The sequence below is a fragment of the Spirosoma validum genome (genome assembly GCF_014699035.1).
GTDB lineage: Bacteria > Bacteroidota > Bacteroidia > Cytophagales > Spirosomataceae > Spirosoma > Spirosoma validum.
On sequence record NZ_JACXAA010000002.1, the window covers coordinates 108,237 to 126,077 of the forward strand.

The following is a 17,841-nucleotide window of genomic DNA, read 5'->3' on the forward strand; positions in this document are numbered from 1 at the left end:
GATAGCTACGCTTACCTATAACCAGAACAACGTCGACTGATTAGGACATAACGATTACTGTAATCAACTACCCTGTTTCAGATGTCAACTAGTAAACGTGTTCAATAGGAATTGTTTTGTCAAAGTGCTTAAACACTGTAACGAGTTTACGCTTCAAAAACTGGCTTAACGGTTTTTCTATATACATATGCAGCACATAGGAGAGTACAATCATAAAGCCAGTAATGCCAATTAATAAGACATATTTATCAACTGTATTTCCTATACGCTGATATAAAATAAAGCCAATATTATGATGCAACAAGTATAAGGGATAAGTCAAAGTACCTAGCCAAACTAGCCCAGTATACCGATGTAAGTCAATTTTTCTGAAAATAATAAGCAGAAATAAGCTAAAAAGCAGCGTAACTAGTATAGCTGTTATTTCAGGCGAAAATGGCTGACCAAACCATTTTGAATACTCTCTTGATTCGGCTAAGGCGCTGCGAACTCCCAACGCCCAGGAAATTATTAATAAGATCAGTAAATAGCGCCGGTTACCCAAACGTTGTTGAATCATATAAAACAACATACCACCAACAAAATAAGGCGCATATGCTGGGAAAAATAACGTTGCGAATGGCGCAGCGGAAGCAGACCCCATCGGCTTGAAGCCTACTACACCACAATATACCAGCCAGACGGCAAGTAATAAAGGCAAGTGTTTGACTAAATCATAACCTATCAGCAGAGAGATCAGAAAGTAGAAGACGATCTCGTAGGTTAATGTCCAGTATACCCCATCAATGTTCCCATACCCAAAAAAGTAATGTAGCATAGTGAGATTAACCAGATACTGACGAGGATGGACGTCGAGATAAACAGACCAACCAGGTTGACCCTGTAAAGGAGCAAATAGGTAAGTAATACCGAAGCAGAGAGTGCAGGCAATCCAGAACGCAGGATATAAGCGCACGACGCGCGATACAAAAAATTCCCGAACATTTTTGTGATAGGCAGACATCAGCACTACATACCCACTGATAATAAAAAACAGTTCAACGCCAAGGTAACCATACTTAAAAATGCTACCTAGAAATGGATAATTAACCGGGCTCAGCTGATCGTGGTTATAGCCTCGAAATACATAATGATACATCAGAACGACGAATGCAGCAATAAAGCGCAACAAATCAATCTCGTGATAACGAATTGGCTTGACTCGTAACTCTGATTCCATCAGGTGGAGTGATAAACTATGGAGACATTCAGAATGATTTGATCAGGCAGTGACTACTACAAGTTGTGCCTTAGTTTATTAACGAGTGTGTGACGATGTCTAATTCGCGTCTATAGGCTTTCTAAGACCAGTCATTACACTCCTTTAAAACTATTATCTAATTCTGAAACAGGGTGAACTTATTGTGGAAATTGATGAAAGTCTACAAAACTTGTTGATCGTGTATCTGATTAAAAAGCTCCATATATGTTGTGGACTTAGCTTGACCATTCTGGCCAATAAATTAGATTAAAGGAGCGGAGAAGATACTCAGTGGATGAAGAATAATATGATGCTAACACCAATAGAATGCATTTGTTTATTTTCATCGAATTTGTGCAAAATAATCATCTTAAAAAAACAAATTTAAACGGAGATATCGCTAATTTTTTGACTGATTGATCAAATAATTTTTATTGTTTGTTTAATTAGTGACCGCTTAGTAAATTTATTCTCTAGAATTAGTTATTCCACAATAAAGGTAAGTGGCTCAGTTTGATTGAAAAGTGATTGAGTATCTAATCCTTTTAGTCCAAACTTTAATACTATCCGATAGAGTAAACTATTTCTCCACTTTATCCAACTTCACTTGTGTTCACAGTACTTGTACGCCTGAACTCACGCCCGAACAGGCGTGCTGGACGAGGCTTGTTTGCCCTTTTACTATCATTGGCCGTCTCCACCGCCTTTGCTCAGAACATTTATTATGTAGCTGCCAACGGCAACGATAGTAACTCCGGTCGCTCGACCGACGCTCCCTATCAGTCGCTTGCTAAAATCAGCAGTTTGTCTCTACAACCGGGCGACCAGGTACTGCTCCGACGGGGTGATACGTTCCGGGGAACGCTGCACATCCGGCAGTCGGGTTCGTCAGGCAATCCGATTGTTGTTGATGCCTACGGCTCAGGTAATAAGCCCATCATTGCCGGGTCGAGCCAGATTACAGGGTGGAACAACATCGGCAACAATACCTGGCAGGCTAGTTGCCCCAGTTGTGGCAGTCGGGTGACGGGTATATACAGCAACAATGCAGGTTTACCCCTCGGTCGTTATCCTAATCTCAGCGACTCGAACAAAGGGTATCTGACTGTTCAGTCGCACAATGGTACAAGTCAGATTACGAGTCAGCAGAATTTGCCAAGCAATTTTACGGGGGGGGAAGCCGTGCTGCGCTCTGCTGTCTGGGTTATCGACCGCGCCCAGATTACCGGGCAGAACGGCAATACCCTATCGCTCAATTATAGTACTACGTATCAGCCGCTCGATAACTGGGGATACTTTATCCAGAATCATCCGGCAACACTCGATCAGGTTGGCGAATGGTACTATAATCCGTCCGATAAAACGATCCGTATTTACGATAATCAGACTAGTCCTAACAGTAAGACAATTACGGCGACAACGGCCAGTGAGGGCGTTAACCTCGGTTCTTCTTCGTACATAACTGTACGTAACATCAAGATCACCCAGACGCTCTCGGCAGGTTTGTTGTCGAATAACGGCAACGGCATTACGCTGTCGGGTAACGACATTACCTTCTCGGGCGAAAACGGGGTCAATTTCACTGGATCGGGCAACACAATTCTGGTTGAAAACAACCTGATTGAAGATGCTAACAATACGGGTTTTATGATCAACGTCTATCAGAATTTCACCTTTCGGGGGAATACTGTTCAACGAATTGGCCTGTCGGCAGGCCGGGGTGGCAATGGCGACGGAACGTATTCTGGGCTTCAGTCGGCCTGTAATTCCAACTCGCTCATCGAAAACAATGTGTTCGACCAACTCGGTTATACGGGCGTTTCTATTGGCAGTAGTACAACGGTTCGGTACAACCGTGTGTCGAACTTCTGCCAGACGAAGAGCGACGGGGGCGGCTTATACATATCCAATGGCGGGCGGGCCAACCTGACCGACGTCAAGTTCCAGTCGAATATTGTATATAATGGTATTGGTGCTCCCGAAGGTACGCAGGTTCAGTCGACGTCGGGCGCGCACGGTATTTTCCTCGACGACTGCACGCTCAACGCGGAGGTTTCGGGCAACACCATCTTTCATGTATCTGGTATGGGTATCTTCCTGCGGGGGGCTTACAATTGCACGATTAAAAATAATACCAGCTTTGACAATGGTGAATATCAACTCAAAATCGTTGCAAATGGTACCTGTTCACCACGAAATATCGTTAATCAAAACAATATATTGGTCAGCAAGCTGGCCACGGGTATTGTAGCGGGCTACGAGACCAACGCCAATGACCTGGGTAGTTTTGGTTCATTCGACTATAACTACTACGTGCGGCCCTTCGAAGATCAGTTTAAGATTCAGGCCGTTTACAATCCTGGTACAGGCTTTGTCGGCCCTATCCTATCACTCGCGGAATGGCAAAACCGCTTCGGCCTTGATAGAAACTCGTCGAACAGTGCCGTCACTTTTAAGCCTCAAATGGTAACCCAGACGGGTGCCACCTTACTGAACTACCCTTTCTCAAGCGGAACCAATGGCTGGAATTACTGGTCGCCCTTTGGGAACGGTCGGGTCGACTGGGACAATACCAACAAGCTCGATGGCGGATCTATGCGGTTGTCGTTTGCCTCTTCGTCGGGTCAGAGCGATTCGTATCTGCTGTCAACAATAAATCTGGGCAGTGTACGGAAAGGACAAACCTATGAGCTGGTGCTGGATGGCGTTGCGTCGGCATCCAATAAACGCCTGACGGTTTATCCGCGTCAGCTGGCGGGCAACTATAGCGACCTGGCTGACCGCACAACCTTCGTGATGGGTACGAGTCGCCAGAGCTATCAAACGACATTTACGGCTAATGCCGACGAGTCGAATGCCATCCTTGTTGTGCAGGTGTCTGAGGACGGGCAGACTGCCTGGATTGATAACCTGATTCTGCGCGAAGCGACCCTGACTACGCTTAATCCTGACGACTACGTTAAGATTGTTTACAACGCTACAGGCCAAAACACCAACGTGAGCTTAGACGCGACCTACCGCGACGTTAAAAACACGGCCTATACGGGTCAGGTTACGCTTGCGCCTTATTCGTCGATGGTGCTGATGAAACAGATTACAGCAGCCACTCCGACGCCCGTTAGCCTACGCGATCCGGAAAACCCCGCTTCAACCACGAATGGTCTCGACTACCGGTACTACGAAGGCTCCTGGAGTATACTACCCGACTTCAGCAACCTTACAGCCGCCAGGACCGGTACTGCCAGTCAGCCTGATCTCTCCGTGCGGGCGCGGGATAGCTATTTTGGATTGCAGTTCAAAGGTTACTTCAACGCCCCTACAGACGGTACATACACCTTTTATACCACTTCCGACGACGGCAGCAAACTCTATATTGGCTCGACCGAGGTCGTTAGTAATGATGGCCAGCACGCTGCCCAGGAGAAATCGGGTACTATTGGTCTGAAAGCTGGCAAACACGCGATCACCGTCCCCTTCTTCCAGGGTAATGGCAATCAGGCGCTCAGCGTCAATTACGATGGACCTGGCATTAGTAAGCAGGCCATTCCGGCCAGTGCGTTCTATCGCGTCCCGGCAACCACTACCCCGGTTCCTACCGGATCGGGCGTATACCTGTCAGACCTGACCTGGGCATCGGCTACTAATGGCTATGGTCCCGTTGAGAAAGACATGAGCAACGGAGAAGCCGGGGCTGGCGACGGCCGCACCATCACCCTCAATGGGCAGACCTACGCCAAAGGACTGGGGGCGCATTCGGCCTCTTCGATCAGCTACAATTTGGGTGGGCAGTATACCCAGTTCATCACCGACATGGGCCTGGACGATGAGATGAGCAGCAGTTGCGGCAACGTCGAGTTCCAGATTTACGTCGATGGCACACTGGTCTACCGCAGCGGCAACATGAACGCGGCCACGGCCACCAAGTCGGTGACTTTAGACGTATCGGGCAAACAGACGCTGACGCTGATGATCACCGATGGGGGCGATGGTAGCGCCTGTGATCACGGGGACTGGGCTGGAGCACGACTTACCAAGCCGAGTGGTAGTCGGGTAGCTTCCGTAAAGTCAGAAGCTGATGTTTTCACAACTGAAGTTTATCCCAACCCAGCCCGTGAAACGCTGCAAATACGCTATCGGGCCGAAACTTTGGGCGATCTGTCATTGCAACTCCTCAACGAGGCAGCCCAGCCGATGCTTCAGCAGATAGTTTTGGTCAGGGCGGGTGAAAACCTGATTAATCTACCCGTGCAGAACCTCAAGCGTGGCTTTTATATTCTATCGCTGGTTCAGGGTCGGCAGCGTATAACTCGCAAGGTAATTTTAAGCGAATAGCCATAGTGAAGGCAAACTAAAACGTAGCAAAGTAGCCCCCATTTTATGCCAATTTGCTACGTTTTAGCGTCTGCGCGTGCGACAATCAGACAATCATATGCTATGGATTGAGCCGCGGCAGCGGACCGCTGGACAACTAGTAAAATCGCCAGAATGCCGCTTCATTTTGCAAATTTTGGTGCTACATTTTCTTGTATAGATACCCGCGAAGTTTGGATTTTCACTTACGTTGATTCATCAGCGGGCGGGCCGCCCCTTAGGTTTGAGAACTGGTAAGATTCCACGATTTGGTAACGTGCAAGTTCTTGACCAGAGTGGGATATACTAACGGGGTAGTGTGCCACTGCGACGCCAAGGACTCGCAGACATATCCTCCGATTTAGCACACTCTGTTTCTATGCCTCAGATCTGGCTAGAACTTAGGGTTGGAGGATCACCTAAACTACTCCTTGAATTTATTGATAAACTGCATTGGGGTCGTCAAGTATATGACTGCCTTATTTTAAGTTGGTTTTGCAATTGGTCAACGGTCCACGGCTGGAATAGATAGACAAGCTTTGCCTGGAAATGGGTATTTTTAATTAATCTGTGAACGTAGTGGATTAATGGCCACTTTTTGTGAAAATAGATGGAGTCGGTCCTGGCGAACATAGATACGCACCTGTTTTATGGAGGTGACTAAGCTATAATTCTGTTGAATAATCCGGTTGATCGTGGCAAACTGCTCATGGCGATATTGCGGTTTGGTCAATATTAAACTGGCCTTTCCCACCGCATCAACGAATACGACGGGTCGATTCATCACCAAATCGTGTGCATATCGGTTTAGATACGCGTTCCGCATCCGGTTCGGTATAATGCTTCGTTGCGTGTGGTTCTCACGAACCCCCTGTGCTAACCCTGTTTCAACGTAATATTGACAGTTCCAACCCCATACCGCTATTTTGTCGAGGGGGAGTGTTAGCCGCCTGATGACCTGAGAAACGGGAGATAAGGGCAAGACTAGTTTGGCTGGAAACGAAAACAGGTAGGGGTTGCTGCTTATTAACCAATCTTGGGTTGACTCCGATTTGGTCGGTTTTATCGTTGCCTTGATAGGTCTTGTCATTAGTTGCCTGCCATAGGCTAGAAGTAAGTTATCAGTTAGAATAACCTCCAGAATATACAAGCCTATTAAAGTGGTTATTACAGACTGCCTGATCAGCGGATCAGGGATTGATTGCATTAATTTATGGATAGCCAAAGCCAGTCCCCAACTTAAAGGGAACACCAGCAATAAGAGATGGTGACCAAACTCTGTGCCGGGCGTAACAACGGCCCAGAGGGCTCCAAGGATAGTCAATGTAGTCAGTAGGTCTACCCAAGGCGAGCTTGTTTTGAAACGCCATTGAAAACGTTCCGCTAGTAAAGTAGCGGTAATGACCAGACAACAATTGAAAACAATAAAGATTAAAAAGTCGGCATAGTGTACCAGAAAAGCTGGAAACCGCGCTAGTTTCGCGATGAAACTCTGGCTAACCAACGGAACATGTGCATAGATTTGAGCGTACGTTGTTAGGTTACCTACAAAATAATAATCTATAAAATAGTCTTCTGTTTCAAACCAATAAGCCTGACCGAAAACAGCGATATTTAGTACTAAAAAACCGGCGGTAATCACGAATAAGGATTTCAATACCTTCCAGCGCTGAATACTCCATAGATATAGGGTCAATGTAAAGAGTATCATGCCAACGATAGGCAGCGTTTGCAGTTTACAGTACACAGTCAATCCTGCTAAGACACCTAACCCTGCCAACCCTGCTACCGATGGGGGAGTGTTCTGGCGTAGAACTCCGAGCGCCAGGCTAAAAGAAGCTGTTAAAATGACAAGTGACGATAATTCACTGCTGTAATGCAGAAAATTCGGTTCCGTCGTCCAGGAGAAAAACAATAGTACGGGCAGAAAGCTTATCCGGCCTATAAACGGTGTCGTCAAACGTAGCACACTAAAGTAGAACAGCAGTAAGGAGCTGGCGATGAGCAGCAAAGCGGTTAACCGGGCTGAGGTATAGTCTAATGGCAGACCTAACGCACTCGGAATCAACAATAGATACGTATTGATAGGTCCAATTGAAGTACCATCTACCGAACGGCCATAAATAGGATCCTGTTGTAACGTAATGGCTTGAGCCAGCAACTGGCTCTCGTCAACGTTCAATTCCCGATTGTAGCCTATACTGGGTATACGCGTGAGGATCAGCAGCAGCAAAGCCACAGTCAAAAAGAGCGTATTTGTCTGAAATGGACTAGTGCTTTGGTAGGTAGTAGTAACTGGCCGGCACAAATAGATAAGTGTAGCCAGCAAGCCAGCTGAAATAAAATAGTACAGGGTAGCGTACATAGGATATAAAGTATGCTCTTTAACACACTTAATAACCTGTTTGGCTCAGAATCTATTTGCGTGGAAAACGGCAAAGTAAGGTAACGGCTTTTACTAATAGAGCGAGACTTTTGTTTATTGTACTGACTTTTAAGTACTTAACTCGAAGTTAATTGGAGTACTCACTACTCCAATTAAGCACTAAAAACAAAGCTGACGGAAACTCAATTAGCATCACAAGAACCAGAACGCATAACTGAGATTGAACTCCGGTCGGGCACATTTATTGAAGTTTTAAACCAAGAAAACTTCCCTCTACATGACTTCAATTATAAAGAGTCAGGCCCTGTTGATAAAAACAATCTTCTACAGAAAGTCGAAATTACCGCCACAATAATGTACACTCGCCCAAATAACCTCTGTCACTCTTCAGGCCAATCAACGAAAAAAATGGTTCAATTTAATCACCGATGTTAGGGAAAATTACTAGCCAGTCTGAAGTAACGACTCTCATTCTCTACTCTGAAACATAAAGTCACCGAAGCCAACGTTTGTTAAGCAAATGGCTTGGGAATATACCATAAGCCGGTTTGTCCATACGGCTTACGCTGAGCATTAATCGATTTGCTTATCGAACTCGTTTCACCCGGAATGTACAGGTGATTGCCCGCCCATTCCGTCCGCACTCGCCTTTGGGATAGAGAGTTGTTTTAAAGCTGCCTTCTACGTAACCGTCTACTTTGTCAGCCCATTTTGTTACGTGGATGGCCCCATCCGAATTAACCTGGTTGTAAGGTGACTGACAGTTGACATAGCCTGTGCTGTAAACCGTTGAGCCTGGACCCGTACTGAACTCAAGAGCGGCCAGATCCACATCAAAAGCAAACTCGCCTGTTCTGTTCGCAAAATTCTTGATCGTAATATCCAGCGTTCGGCGGTTGGACGCCGTCGCCCGGATAAAAAACTTGTCCTTGTCAAACTCACCGTTGATGCAACCGGTAACGCAGTCGCCGTTGATCTGAGCCTTAGTATCGTCGAAGGCAAAGTTGAGGTATTGATCCGTAGGGGTTTCGGTTGGCTGGCCGTCGGGCTTGACTGACTCAGCCTCATTTTTTTGACAGGATGTAAAAAGCAATAGACTCAGTAAGGCAGTAAAAAAGTGATTTAACAGCATTGGAGTAAAAATGTGGATAGTTAGCTCTGCTTGTGATCGTTCCGGATGCTTATAGGTAATGGGTGAGCGGAGCCGTGTTTGTGAGTGATACCGGATTGACTGTCCCAAAGTACCCGTCTTTTAGGCACTGGTTCAATCGATACCTGCTCAAAATGCCACAAAGTGGACTTGAACAGGGGCGGTCGACTGCTGAATTGAAGAGGCTTCTACGAAGATTACGGCCAACTAGCTTGCTCAAAAGGGTATAACCAAAAATCTTATAAAACCACATTGATTGCTTGGGTGCCATCGGGAAAGTTGAAAAGTACAACCTGATGGTGACCAAACTGGTCAACGGGGACGACGTGGAGAAGCTGGCCGATAAACCGAAACAATAGACACTGACTAAGTCAACATTGGTCGAGTTGCCAGCTAACCTTAACTGGAATCAATGCAAAACCTAAACAATCGATAAAGATTACCCTGCCACAAGCCACAAGAACAGATCAAAGAGGTTTGGGTCTGAACAGTACAATTGCAAACTGACTTGAATGCTCTAGTCGATTCATCGGAAAACAAGCGAGCTATATCAGAATTGAAAGAAGGGATCGAATCCTGTAATATGGAGCTAGTTTCAGGCACGGATAATTTACCCTTAGCGGCTGCATAAATGAAAAGCTATAATCTAACCCCGCTTCGATCACCCGTTGCACCTCAATCGTCACGTTCGATAATAGATCATACCCCGTTTGCTGCTCAGCGTTTTGGAGATAAACCAGATGCTCTAACAGGGTAGCTTTCCTGTTACCTCGTCGGGTTTAAAGGTATAAAGATGTATTTCTCACAATAACCAACTAATACTATGTCAATAACTATAACGCTTAAGACCATCTGTTACGTTTTTTTTTCGCCCTGCTAACTATAGGCTGTAGCTAGCAGGACGATGTTGATCCAGTAAGATCAATAATAGGTACTAAGCAGTAAACTAAAGCCTGACCGTAAAACAGTTAGACTTTAGTTTGTCTAACAGAATGGTCGGTTTGTTGGAAACTGATAATTGTGAAAAAGCATAGCATCGTAACTCGAAACAGCCAGCTATTAAGCTTATAGGACCTTTACCATTACCAGCCAGTAAATAGGCAAAATGGATGGCTATTTATTCGTTATTGGCTAACCGTTTATCTAGGGCTACTTTGAGCTTCTGAGCAACTATTTTCTGGTTTGCAACAAATTCAACGTTCCGCTTGCGTGCCATATAGTTTCGATAAGCCTCAATTATATCCTTCGAAGCTGGCTGCGAAAGCGCAGTTCTATCTAAGTTTCTGCACTCGCCCCTTTGTTCCAATATTGGGCCCAGGCCTATTGAGGGTGGTAGTAAGTCATCTACTGGCGTATACTCATGTGTACCTTCTACACTTTGTCTAAAATCGATCCACTGAAAAGCGGCTAATGGTTTGGGTAGGGGAGTGTCATCGAGCAATACGGGCATTAAGTCCTTTTCTTTCTTAATAGCAGCCAGGTATTCCTGTTTTACGTAAGCTGATAATGAAGCATGTTTACACCAGATAACGACAACGAGCTGTACGCTTTCAATAGCCTTCTGGATTTGGTCTGCCCAGTTCTTTCCGGGCTTTAATGTATCCCTGTCAAAAAAAACGTACTTAGCACTGACGCGTAACAACTGAACGATGGGCTTTGCAAATTTTTCGTCATCGTGGCTGTAGGAGATAAATAATTTAGAAGGCATGGTGCAGAAAGGAAAGCTGAAGAAATAATTTTCTCCTTTTGTTTCAGTAAAGTTACACCTGAAAAACTAAAAAGGGTTTATAAATTCCTGTAAAACAGCAACTTATAAACCCTTAATTGTACCGGGAGCCGGACTCGAACCGGCATGTCCTTGCAGACAATGGTGTTTGAGACCATCGCGTCTACCGATTCCGCCATCCCGGCGACAGAATCGTCTCCGTTTCCAGAGATGCGTTTGTCAAACGTGGGTGCAAAAGTAAGGATAAGGGAGGAAAGGAGAAAGGCTGAAGAGAAAAATCTTTCATTTCCTTTTCTCTTTTCTCCCTTACCCTTTGTTATTCATACCGCAATGCTTCGATAGGATCAAGTTTGGATGCACGTACGGCTGGATAGATGCCCGCAAACAAACCCACTGTTATGCAGACGACAAGCCCTAGACCCATCCAGGCCCAGGGAACAACAAAACCACCGGTACCCTGACTGATGATGCTGGCAATTAAATTGCCGACTCCTAATCCCAATAATACGCCCCCCAAGCCGCCAAGCAGACAAATCACAATGGCTTCGATTAGAAATTGCTCCCGAATACGCTTCGGTGTGGCGCCAAGCGATTTGCGAATGCCAATTTCCCGAGTTCGTTCCGTGACAGACACAAGCATGATGTTCAGTAGAGCGATTGACGCACCCAGTAGCGTAATGAACCCAATGCCGAAGCCGCCCATGCGTAGGTACCCGGTAATAGTTGCCGTTTTCTCCGCCAGGTTGTCGGCTCGCTGAATCTCAAAGGAATCGGGCTGACCAAGCGGGTCGCGCCGAACTAGTCGCATTGTTCCCCGAGCTTCACCAACCGCTTCGTCCTGATCAGATACAGTTGGTACAGAGGCTGTAATGTCGAACGTAAGTTGTTGGCTTCCTGCTAAAGCACGGGCATTGTCGAGCGGAATAAGAATGATGCGGTCATCGCCCCCTCCTGTGAGACCGCCTTTTTTAGCTAATACGCCTACAACTTTATACTGATTTCCTGAAACCCGAATCAACTGGTTTAAGGGGTCTATCTTTCTCTCGAATAACGTACTGGCGACTTCGCTACCAATAACCGCTACGTTAAGGGCATACGTTAAATCGTTTTGTGCCAGGTTACGGCCGCTTTGAACGGTATAGCCTTTTACGGACAGATAAGCATCATCGCCCCCAATGAGTAGTACGTTCGGATTCGTTTTTTTTGAACCGTATTTAGCCTGAGCAGACCCCGTTACTGCGGCCGAAAGGGCAATCGTTGCATTATACGGAAACCGACGTTTGAACTGGACGGCATCGAAATAATCGATGGGTTTGTCCTGCCGTTGTGTGCGCCCACCCCGCCGAAAAGCATCCTGCCGGGCCACAAGGCTGAACGTATTGGCACCTAGTCCGGCAAAACTGCTGGTCACTGAATTCTGAATGCCATCAATGGCCGTCAGGATACCTACCAGCGAGGTAATGCCGATGGCAATGATCAGCGAGGTTAGGATGGTACGTAGTCGGTTACCGGCAATGGAACGCAACCCTTCGCGTATATTTTCGATGAGATTCATGGGCAGGGTGCAGAGGGTGTAGGGCAAAGGGCGTTTAGTAAATAGTTCATTATTCCCTATGCCCTTTACGCCATGCCCTCTGCTTTTCGCACAAAATTTACGTATCTTTCGTTATTACAAAACTACCAAGAGTAATCTTAACGGGGAAACCTATGAAACGGCTGCTGTTACCGCTTGTCCTAATCCTGACTCTAACGGGTCATGTCTGGGCGTCCAAAATTCTGATTCCGATGGACGATAGCCAGAAGAATCATTTAAAAGCATACGGCATTGCCTTTTGGGTGCTGAAAACCCACGATACCGAAATAGACTGGTTGCTTAATTACCGGGGTGGCTCGTTTATGATGCCGCAAAGCCAGACGTTTATTAATGAAATGGTGATTCGGGGGGTCAGTTATGAAGTAATCTCGGATGCTCAATCGGCGCAAATTTTGAGTGAGGTTGCCGCTGCCGACGCGAACATGGATGCGGTGAAATTGCAGAAACCCCCCAAAGTAGCTGTGTATTCCCCCAAAACAAAACAGCCCTGGGATGATGCCGTTACAATGGTTATGACGTACGCTGAAATTCCTTATGATATCGTATTTGATGAGGAAGTAATGAACGGTAAACTGCCTGAATACGATTGGCTGCACCTACATCATGAAGATTTTACGGGACAGTACGGTAAATTTTTTCATTTCAAAGATCAGCCCTGGTACATCGCACAGAAGCGCGAAGCGGAAACGATTACTCACAAGTTTGGCTTCACTAAAGTACCTCAGCTAAAATTAGCGGTTACGAAAAAAATCCAGGAATTTGTAACAGGTGGTGGCTACTTGTTCGCTATGTGTAACGCCACGGATACGTATGATATCGCCCTGGCCGCGCAGAAGACCGATATTGTTGATTCATTCTACGACGGCGACCCAGCCGATCCGAATGCGAACAGTAAACTGGATTACAGCCAAACATTTGCTTTCCGTAATTTCCAGGTGTATACGAACCCGTACCTAATTGAATTTTCCAATATTGACAATCAACCCGAAGAACGCGGTTTGAGCGAGCACAACGATTATTTCACGCTGTTTCAATTCTCGGCCAAATACGATCCTATTCCGACGATGCTAACCCAGAATCACCAGAATGTAATCAAGGGATTCATGGGCCAAACGACGGCCTTCAAGAAAAATCTGATCAAGCCCGAAGTGGTGATTATGGCCGAAAATCGGGCAGCAGGAGAGGCTCGCTATATTCATTCTCCGTATGGACGAGGATTCTTTACATTCTACGGTGGTCATGATCCGGAAGATTACCGACACGAAATCGGCGAGGAGCCGACCGACCTTAATCTTCACCCCAATTCAGCGGGTTATCGTCTGATTCTCAACAATATTTTGTTTCCAGCTGCTAAGAAAAAGAAGCAAAAAACGTAGTGTGTCGTACGTCGCAAATTTGATTAATTTAGCGACGTAACGATTACTTACCACATGGACACTTTCACCGAATCCCAACGCTTTCGCCAAGGATGGGTATGGATAATCCTGGGCTTTATCACGCTTATCTTGGTCGGTTCTTTGTATGCCGCTGATACGTGGAATGATCCCATGTTGCTCATTGAATTCATTCCACCGCTATTGATTAGTTTACTCCTATACAGTTGGCGACTGGACACTCGTTTAGATTCCGAAGGCATTCATTATCGTATTTTTCCAATTCTCTCCTGGCGTACGATTTCGTGGAACACTGTTCAGTCGGTTTCCGTAAGTGAATATAGTTTTGTTGGCTACGGTATCCGCTGGGGTTTTGCCGGTTGGGTTTATAACATTGCGGGCAATAAAGGTTTACGAATTATACGTCCCAATGGTCGCCAGATCACGATTGGTACGCAACGGCCCGACGAATTACAGCATTTTCTTGATCGGCAGTACGTTCAACTGAGTTAATGGAAAAGTAATCGTGGAAATACAGTTGAATAGACTACAGTCCGACTGTTTTCTGCGAACTTTGCCGCCAATAACTCGACCTACGATTGCATGATCCGCATTTTTCAGCAAGACGCTACCGCTGTTCGCAAAATCCGCGATATTGATTCTTTCTCCAATACCGAACGTACGTTGTGGGTAGATTTACAAAACCCGACGCCTGCTGAAATCAAACGGGTAGAAGAAAAATTTGATGTCGATTTTCTAAGCCAGCAGGAGCAACTGGAAATTGAAAGTAGTTCGCGCTACATTGAGGAAGATGACTTTATGATTGCGAACTCTAATTTTTTAGTGCCCGACACGGAACATCGATACGTAACAGTACCAGTAAGCTTTCTACTTAAAGATGATACATTATTTACGTATCGAAACGCTGATTTAAAGGCGTTTGCTGATACGGTCAAACGTATTAAGTCACGGCGGGCGCTCTTTAGCGACGGAGCACAAATTCTGATCTCCATCTTCGAATTTCGTATTGACTCAGATGCTGATCTGATTGAAATGGTATCGGGTGAAATCAAGGCTATTAATCGAATGCTTGACCTTGACGCCAATCTCGACCGCGAAATGCTCCTCAATATCAACGATTACCAGGAGCTCACCATGTCGATTCGTGAGAATGTGGTTGATAAGCAACGGGTTATATCGGCTATGATTCGCTCTGATGGATGGTTCAATGACCTCGAACAACAACGGTTACGAACATTGATTAAAGACATTAACTCACTGATCGATCACACGAATTTTATCTTCGAACGGCTGGAGTTTCTGCAAAATACGTACCTCGGTCTGATTGATCTGGAACAGAACCGGATCGTCAAAATCTTCACGGTTGTATCATTAGTCTTCCTGCCGCCTACGTTACTGGCCAGCATCTGGGGCATGAACTTCAGCGGTATGCCCGAAATAAACTGGAAATATGGTTACGTCTTTGCCATTGCCATGATGGTACTATCATCAGCCCTAACAGTCTGGGTGTTCCGACGTAAGAACTGGTTATAATATGAAAATATAATAACGTTACGTTGTGCTCAGAAAGTTACTTTTCTGTTTATTAGCGTCTGATTCTCAAATACAATCCCATCTACATTTATGGAACAGGCGCAAACCAGACTTGAACTTTTTTATGCCCAAATCGTAACGTTTATTACGATATACGGTGGCCGTGTGTTACTGGCTATTATAACGCTTATTGTCGGCCTTTGGGTGATCGGCTGGATTACGCGACTTTTGTCGTCAGCTATGACCAGGCGGCACGTTGACCGTGATGTGCAACCCTTTCTCTTATCGTTAGTAAACGGCCTGCTACGTGTACTCCTGCTCCTGAGTATTGCCAGTACGCTTGGTGTTCAGACAACGTCATTTGTAGCCATTATTGGAGCTGCTGGTTTGGCTGTAGGGCTGGCTTTGCAAGGTAGCTTATCCAACTTTGCGGGTGGCGTATTGATTCTGATATTCAAGCCATTCCGGGTAGGTGATCTTATTTCGGCCCAAGGGTTTACGGGTAACGTCGAGGCTATTCGAATCTTCGATACAACGCTGGTTACGCTGGATAATAAGACAATTATTCTGCCTAATGGTGCGCTGTCGACATCGGCTATCATGAACATCAGTACGAAAGGTATTATTCGCGTCGATCAAGTATATGGTGTTGGTAGTCAGAATGATCTGGATAAAACAAAGGCCTCTATTCAGAAAGTAGTCGATGCCTGCCCATACGCACTTAAAGACCGCCAGCATGATGTTCTGATTGCTAAGCTAAACCCAAATTCTCGGGATTACGATGTGCGGGTCTGGACGAAAAGCGAGACTTATTGGGATACGTATTATTATATGCTCGAAAACATTGCCCGGCAGTTTGCCAAAGATGGTATCGAAGCGCCAAAACCGAAAATGTTTATTACCAACGAAGAATAAAACAACTAATCTGACGTATTCTAAGTTACGTACCGCCCCGCTAAATCAGCGGGGCGGTATTTTTATTTACTCATTCTATAAAGTTTGTTTGACAGCTCATTAAACGTTTAGCTGATTGCGCAATCTAATTGTTGATGAGTTTAGGTACTCAACAAATAACGTAGCGTCATGAATATTCTGAAAACCATACAATTGCTTGGTCTGATCGCGGTACTCGCTTTAGGACCGTTTTCCGCCCGGCATGCATCAGCTCAACCTGACGCTAGTGTGCCTGTTGAGTCGTTTTACAACGAATTAGCCCCGTATGGACAGTGGACACAGCATCCCAATTACGGCAACGTATGGTTACCTAATGCAGATCCGAATTTTCAGCCTTACTCTTCAGGAGGACATTGGGTTATGACCGAATATGGAAACACCTGGGTTTCGGATTATGCCTGGGGGTGGGCACCTTTCCACTACGGTCGGTGGATCTATGACCCGGCCTATGGCGGTTGGCTCTGGATTCCCGGCACTGACTGGGCACCTGCCTGGGTTTCGTGGCGGTCAGGGGGCGGGTATTATGGCTGGGCACCGCTGGGTCCCGGCGTGAACATCGACATTAACATTCCTGCCCCATACTGGACTTTCGTTCCTCAGGTCTACTTTACCAGTCCAAGCTGGTATAGTTACTGTGTGCCTCGTCCGCGTGTGGTGAACATATACCAGAATACTACGATCATCAATAACTATTATCGGGCCAACAATCGGGCGTATGCCTATGGGCCGCCACGTGGCGATATTGAGCGCTATACTCGCCAGTCGGTTCCCGTTTATCGGATTGATCGAATGGATCGGCCAGGACGTTCAGTAGTTGGCAATGGTTCGGTTGGTTTCTATCGTCCCGGTCAATCATCGGGTTATGGCCAGGCCTACGGACGTAACGACCGATTTGATAACACTCCCCGACCTAATTATGGCGGTAATGGTACATCGAGCCGAGGGAATTATGAGGCAAACCGGGGTAATTATAACGGTAATGCGAATCCACCCACCCGTAATTATGAGGGCAACAACGGCAATGCACCAAGCCGGGGAAACTACGGTGGAAATCCTTCTGCAGATCGGAACGGAGGTTATGAAACTACGCCAACACCTAACGCCGGGAATTACAGCAGACCTCAGTCGGGGGGCTTCGAGTCCAGCCGGGGAAGCTATTCGCCTGGCAACGCACAACAAGGTAGTAGCCCGCAGTCGCCAAACCGGTCGTATGAACGGGTTGAGCGGCAAGGCCAATCCAATAGCCAGCCCATCCCTGGCGGACGTAGCGAAGGAGGCTTTCAGCGGATGCCTGAAAACAACAGGGGAATGCAAAGCCAATCGCGCGGTCAGGAGCAGCCCCAGCGGGTAGAAAATAGCGCTAGTCCAGGCGGAGGAGGGAGAGGCCGCGGTCCACGATAAAGAGGATCTGATTAAGATCTGCAAACACAACAACGCTACGTTTCTATTTGGGAGCGTAGCGTTGTTGTGTTTAGGAAATTGGTCGTTCTATGGGAGTACTGGCTAATACAAAC

11 protein-coding genes and 1 tRNA gene are annotated in these 17,841 nt (G+C 46.2%); 6 read left to right on the forward strand and 6 right to left on the reverse strand.

Annotated features, from left to right (window positions below; all coding sequences use genetic code 11):
* Positions 1-88: 88 nt before the first annotated feature.
* A complete protein-coding gene (locus IC230_RS05300; protein WP_191037948.1) occupies positions 89-1,219 on the reverse strand; it encodes an acyltransferase family protein in 1,131 nt (376 codons plus the stop codon).
* A 630-nt stretch (positions 1,220-1,849) separates the two neighbouring features.
* On the opposite strand from IC230_RS05300, the gene IC230_RS05305 reads away from it, so the two are divergent.
* On the forward strand, positions 1,850-5,572 hold the full coding sequence (locus IC230_RS05305; RefSeq protein ID WP_317171763.1) for an NPCBM/NEW2 domain-containing protein: 3,723 nt from the start codon (positions 1,850-1,852) through the stop codon (positions 5,570-5,572).
* 577 nt (positions 5,573-6,149) lie between these two features.
* Here the strand turns inward: IC230_RS05305 and IC230_RS05310 are convergent.
* From IC230_RS05310 to IC230_RS05330, 5 genes are all read right to left on the reverse strand, one after another.
* Entirely contained in the window at positions 6,150-7,955 is a 1,806-nt protein-coding gene (locus tag IC230_RS05310; protein ID WP_191037949.1) for a hypothetical protein, read from the reverse strand.
* A 607-nt stretch (positions 7,956-8,562) separates the two neighbouring features.
* A complete protein-coding gene (locus tag IC230_RS05315; RefSeq protein WP_191037950.1) occupies positions 8,563-9,108 on the reverse strand; it encodes a hypothetical protein in 546 nt (181 codons plus the stop codon).
* A gap of 1,135 nt (positions 9,109-10,243) precedes the next feature.
* A complete protein-coding gene (locus IC230_RS05320) occupies positions 10,244-10,834 on the reverse strand; it encodes a toll/interleukin-1 receptor domain-containing protein (protein WP_191037951.1) in 591 nt (196 codons plus the stop codon).
* A gap of 119 nt (positions 10,835-10,953) precedes the next feature.
* Positions 10,954-11,037: transfer RNA gene (locus IC230_RS05325), tRNA-Leu, on the reverse strand.
* Between the two features lie 131 nt (positions 11,038-11,168).
* The gene (locus IC230_RS05330; RefSeq protein WP_191037952.1) at positions 11,169-12,407 is read right to left on the reverse strand and encodes an ABC transporter permease; all 1,239 of its coding nucleotides are present in this window, start codon (positions 12,405-12,407) and stop codon (positions 11,169-11,171) included.
* 152 nt (positions 12,408-12,559) lie between these two features.
* On the opposite strand from IC230_RS05330, the gene IC230_RS05335 reads away from it, so the two are divergent.
* The 5 genes from IC230_RS05335 (at position 12,560) to IC230_RS05355 (ending at position 17,728) form a co-directional block, all read left to right on the forward strand.
* Positions 12,560-13,822 carry an asparagine synthetase B gene (locus tag IC230_RS05335; RefSeq protein ID WP_191037953.1) on the forward strand — a complete coding sequence of 421 codons (1,263 nt, stop codon included), beginning with the start codon at positions 12,560-12,562 and terminating at the stop codon, positions 13,820-13,822.
* Between the two features lie 54 nt (positions 13,823-13,876).
* A complete protein-coding gene (locus tag IC230_RS05340; protein WP_191037954.1) occupies positions 13,877-14,332 on the forward strand; it encodes a hypothetical protein in 456 nt (151 codons plus the stop codon).
* A gap of 90 nt (positions 14,333-14,422) precedes the next feature.
* Positions 14,423-15,373, forward strand: coding sequence for a magnesium/cobalt transporter CorA (gene corA, locus IC230_RS05345; RefSeq protein ID WP_191037955.1), 951 nt, complete (start codon positions 14,423-14,425; stop codon positions 15,371-15,373).
* A gap of 90 nt (positions 15,374-15,463) precedes the next feature.
* Positions 15,464-16,288, forward strand: a complete 825-nt coding sequence (locus tag IC230_RS05350) for a mechanosensitive ion channel family protein (protein ID WP_191037956.1) — start codon at positions 15,464-15,466, stop codon at positions 16,286-16,288.
* A gap of 168 nt (positions 16,289-16,456) precedes the next feature.
* Positions 16,457-17,728, forward strand: a complete 1,272-nt coding sequence (locus IC230_RS05355) for a DUF6600 domain-containing protein (RefSeq protein ID WP_191037957.1) — start codon at positions 16,457-16,459, stop codon at positions 17,726-17,728.
* The last annotated feature ends 113 nt before the right edge of the window (positions 17,729-17,841 follow it).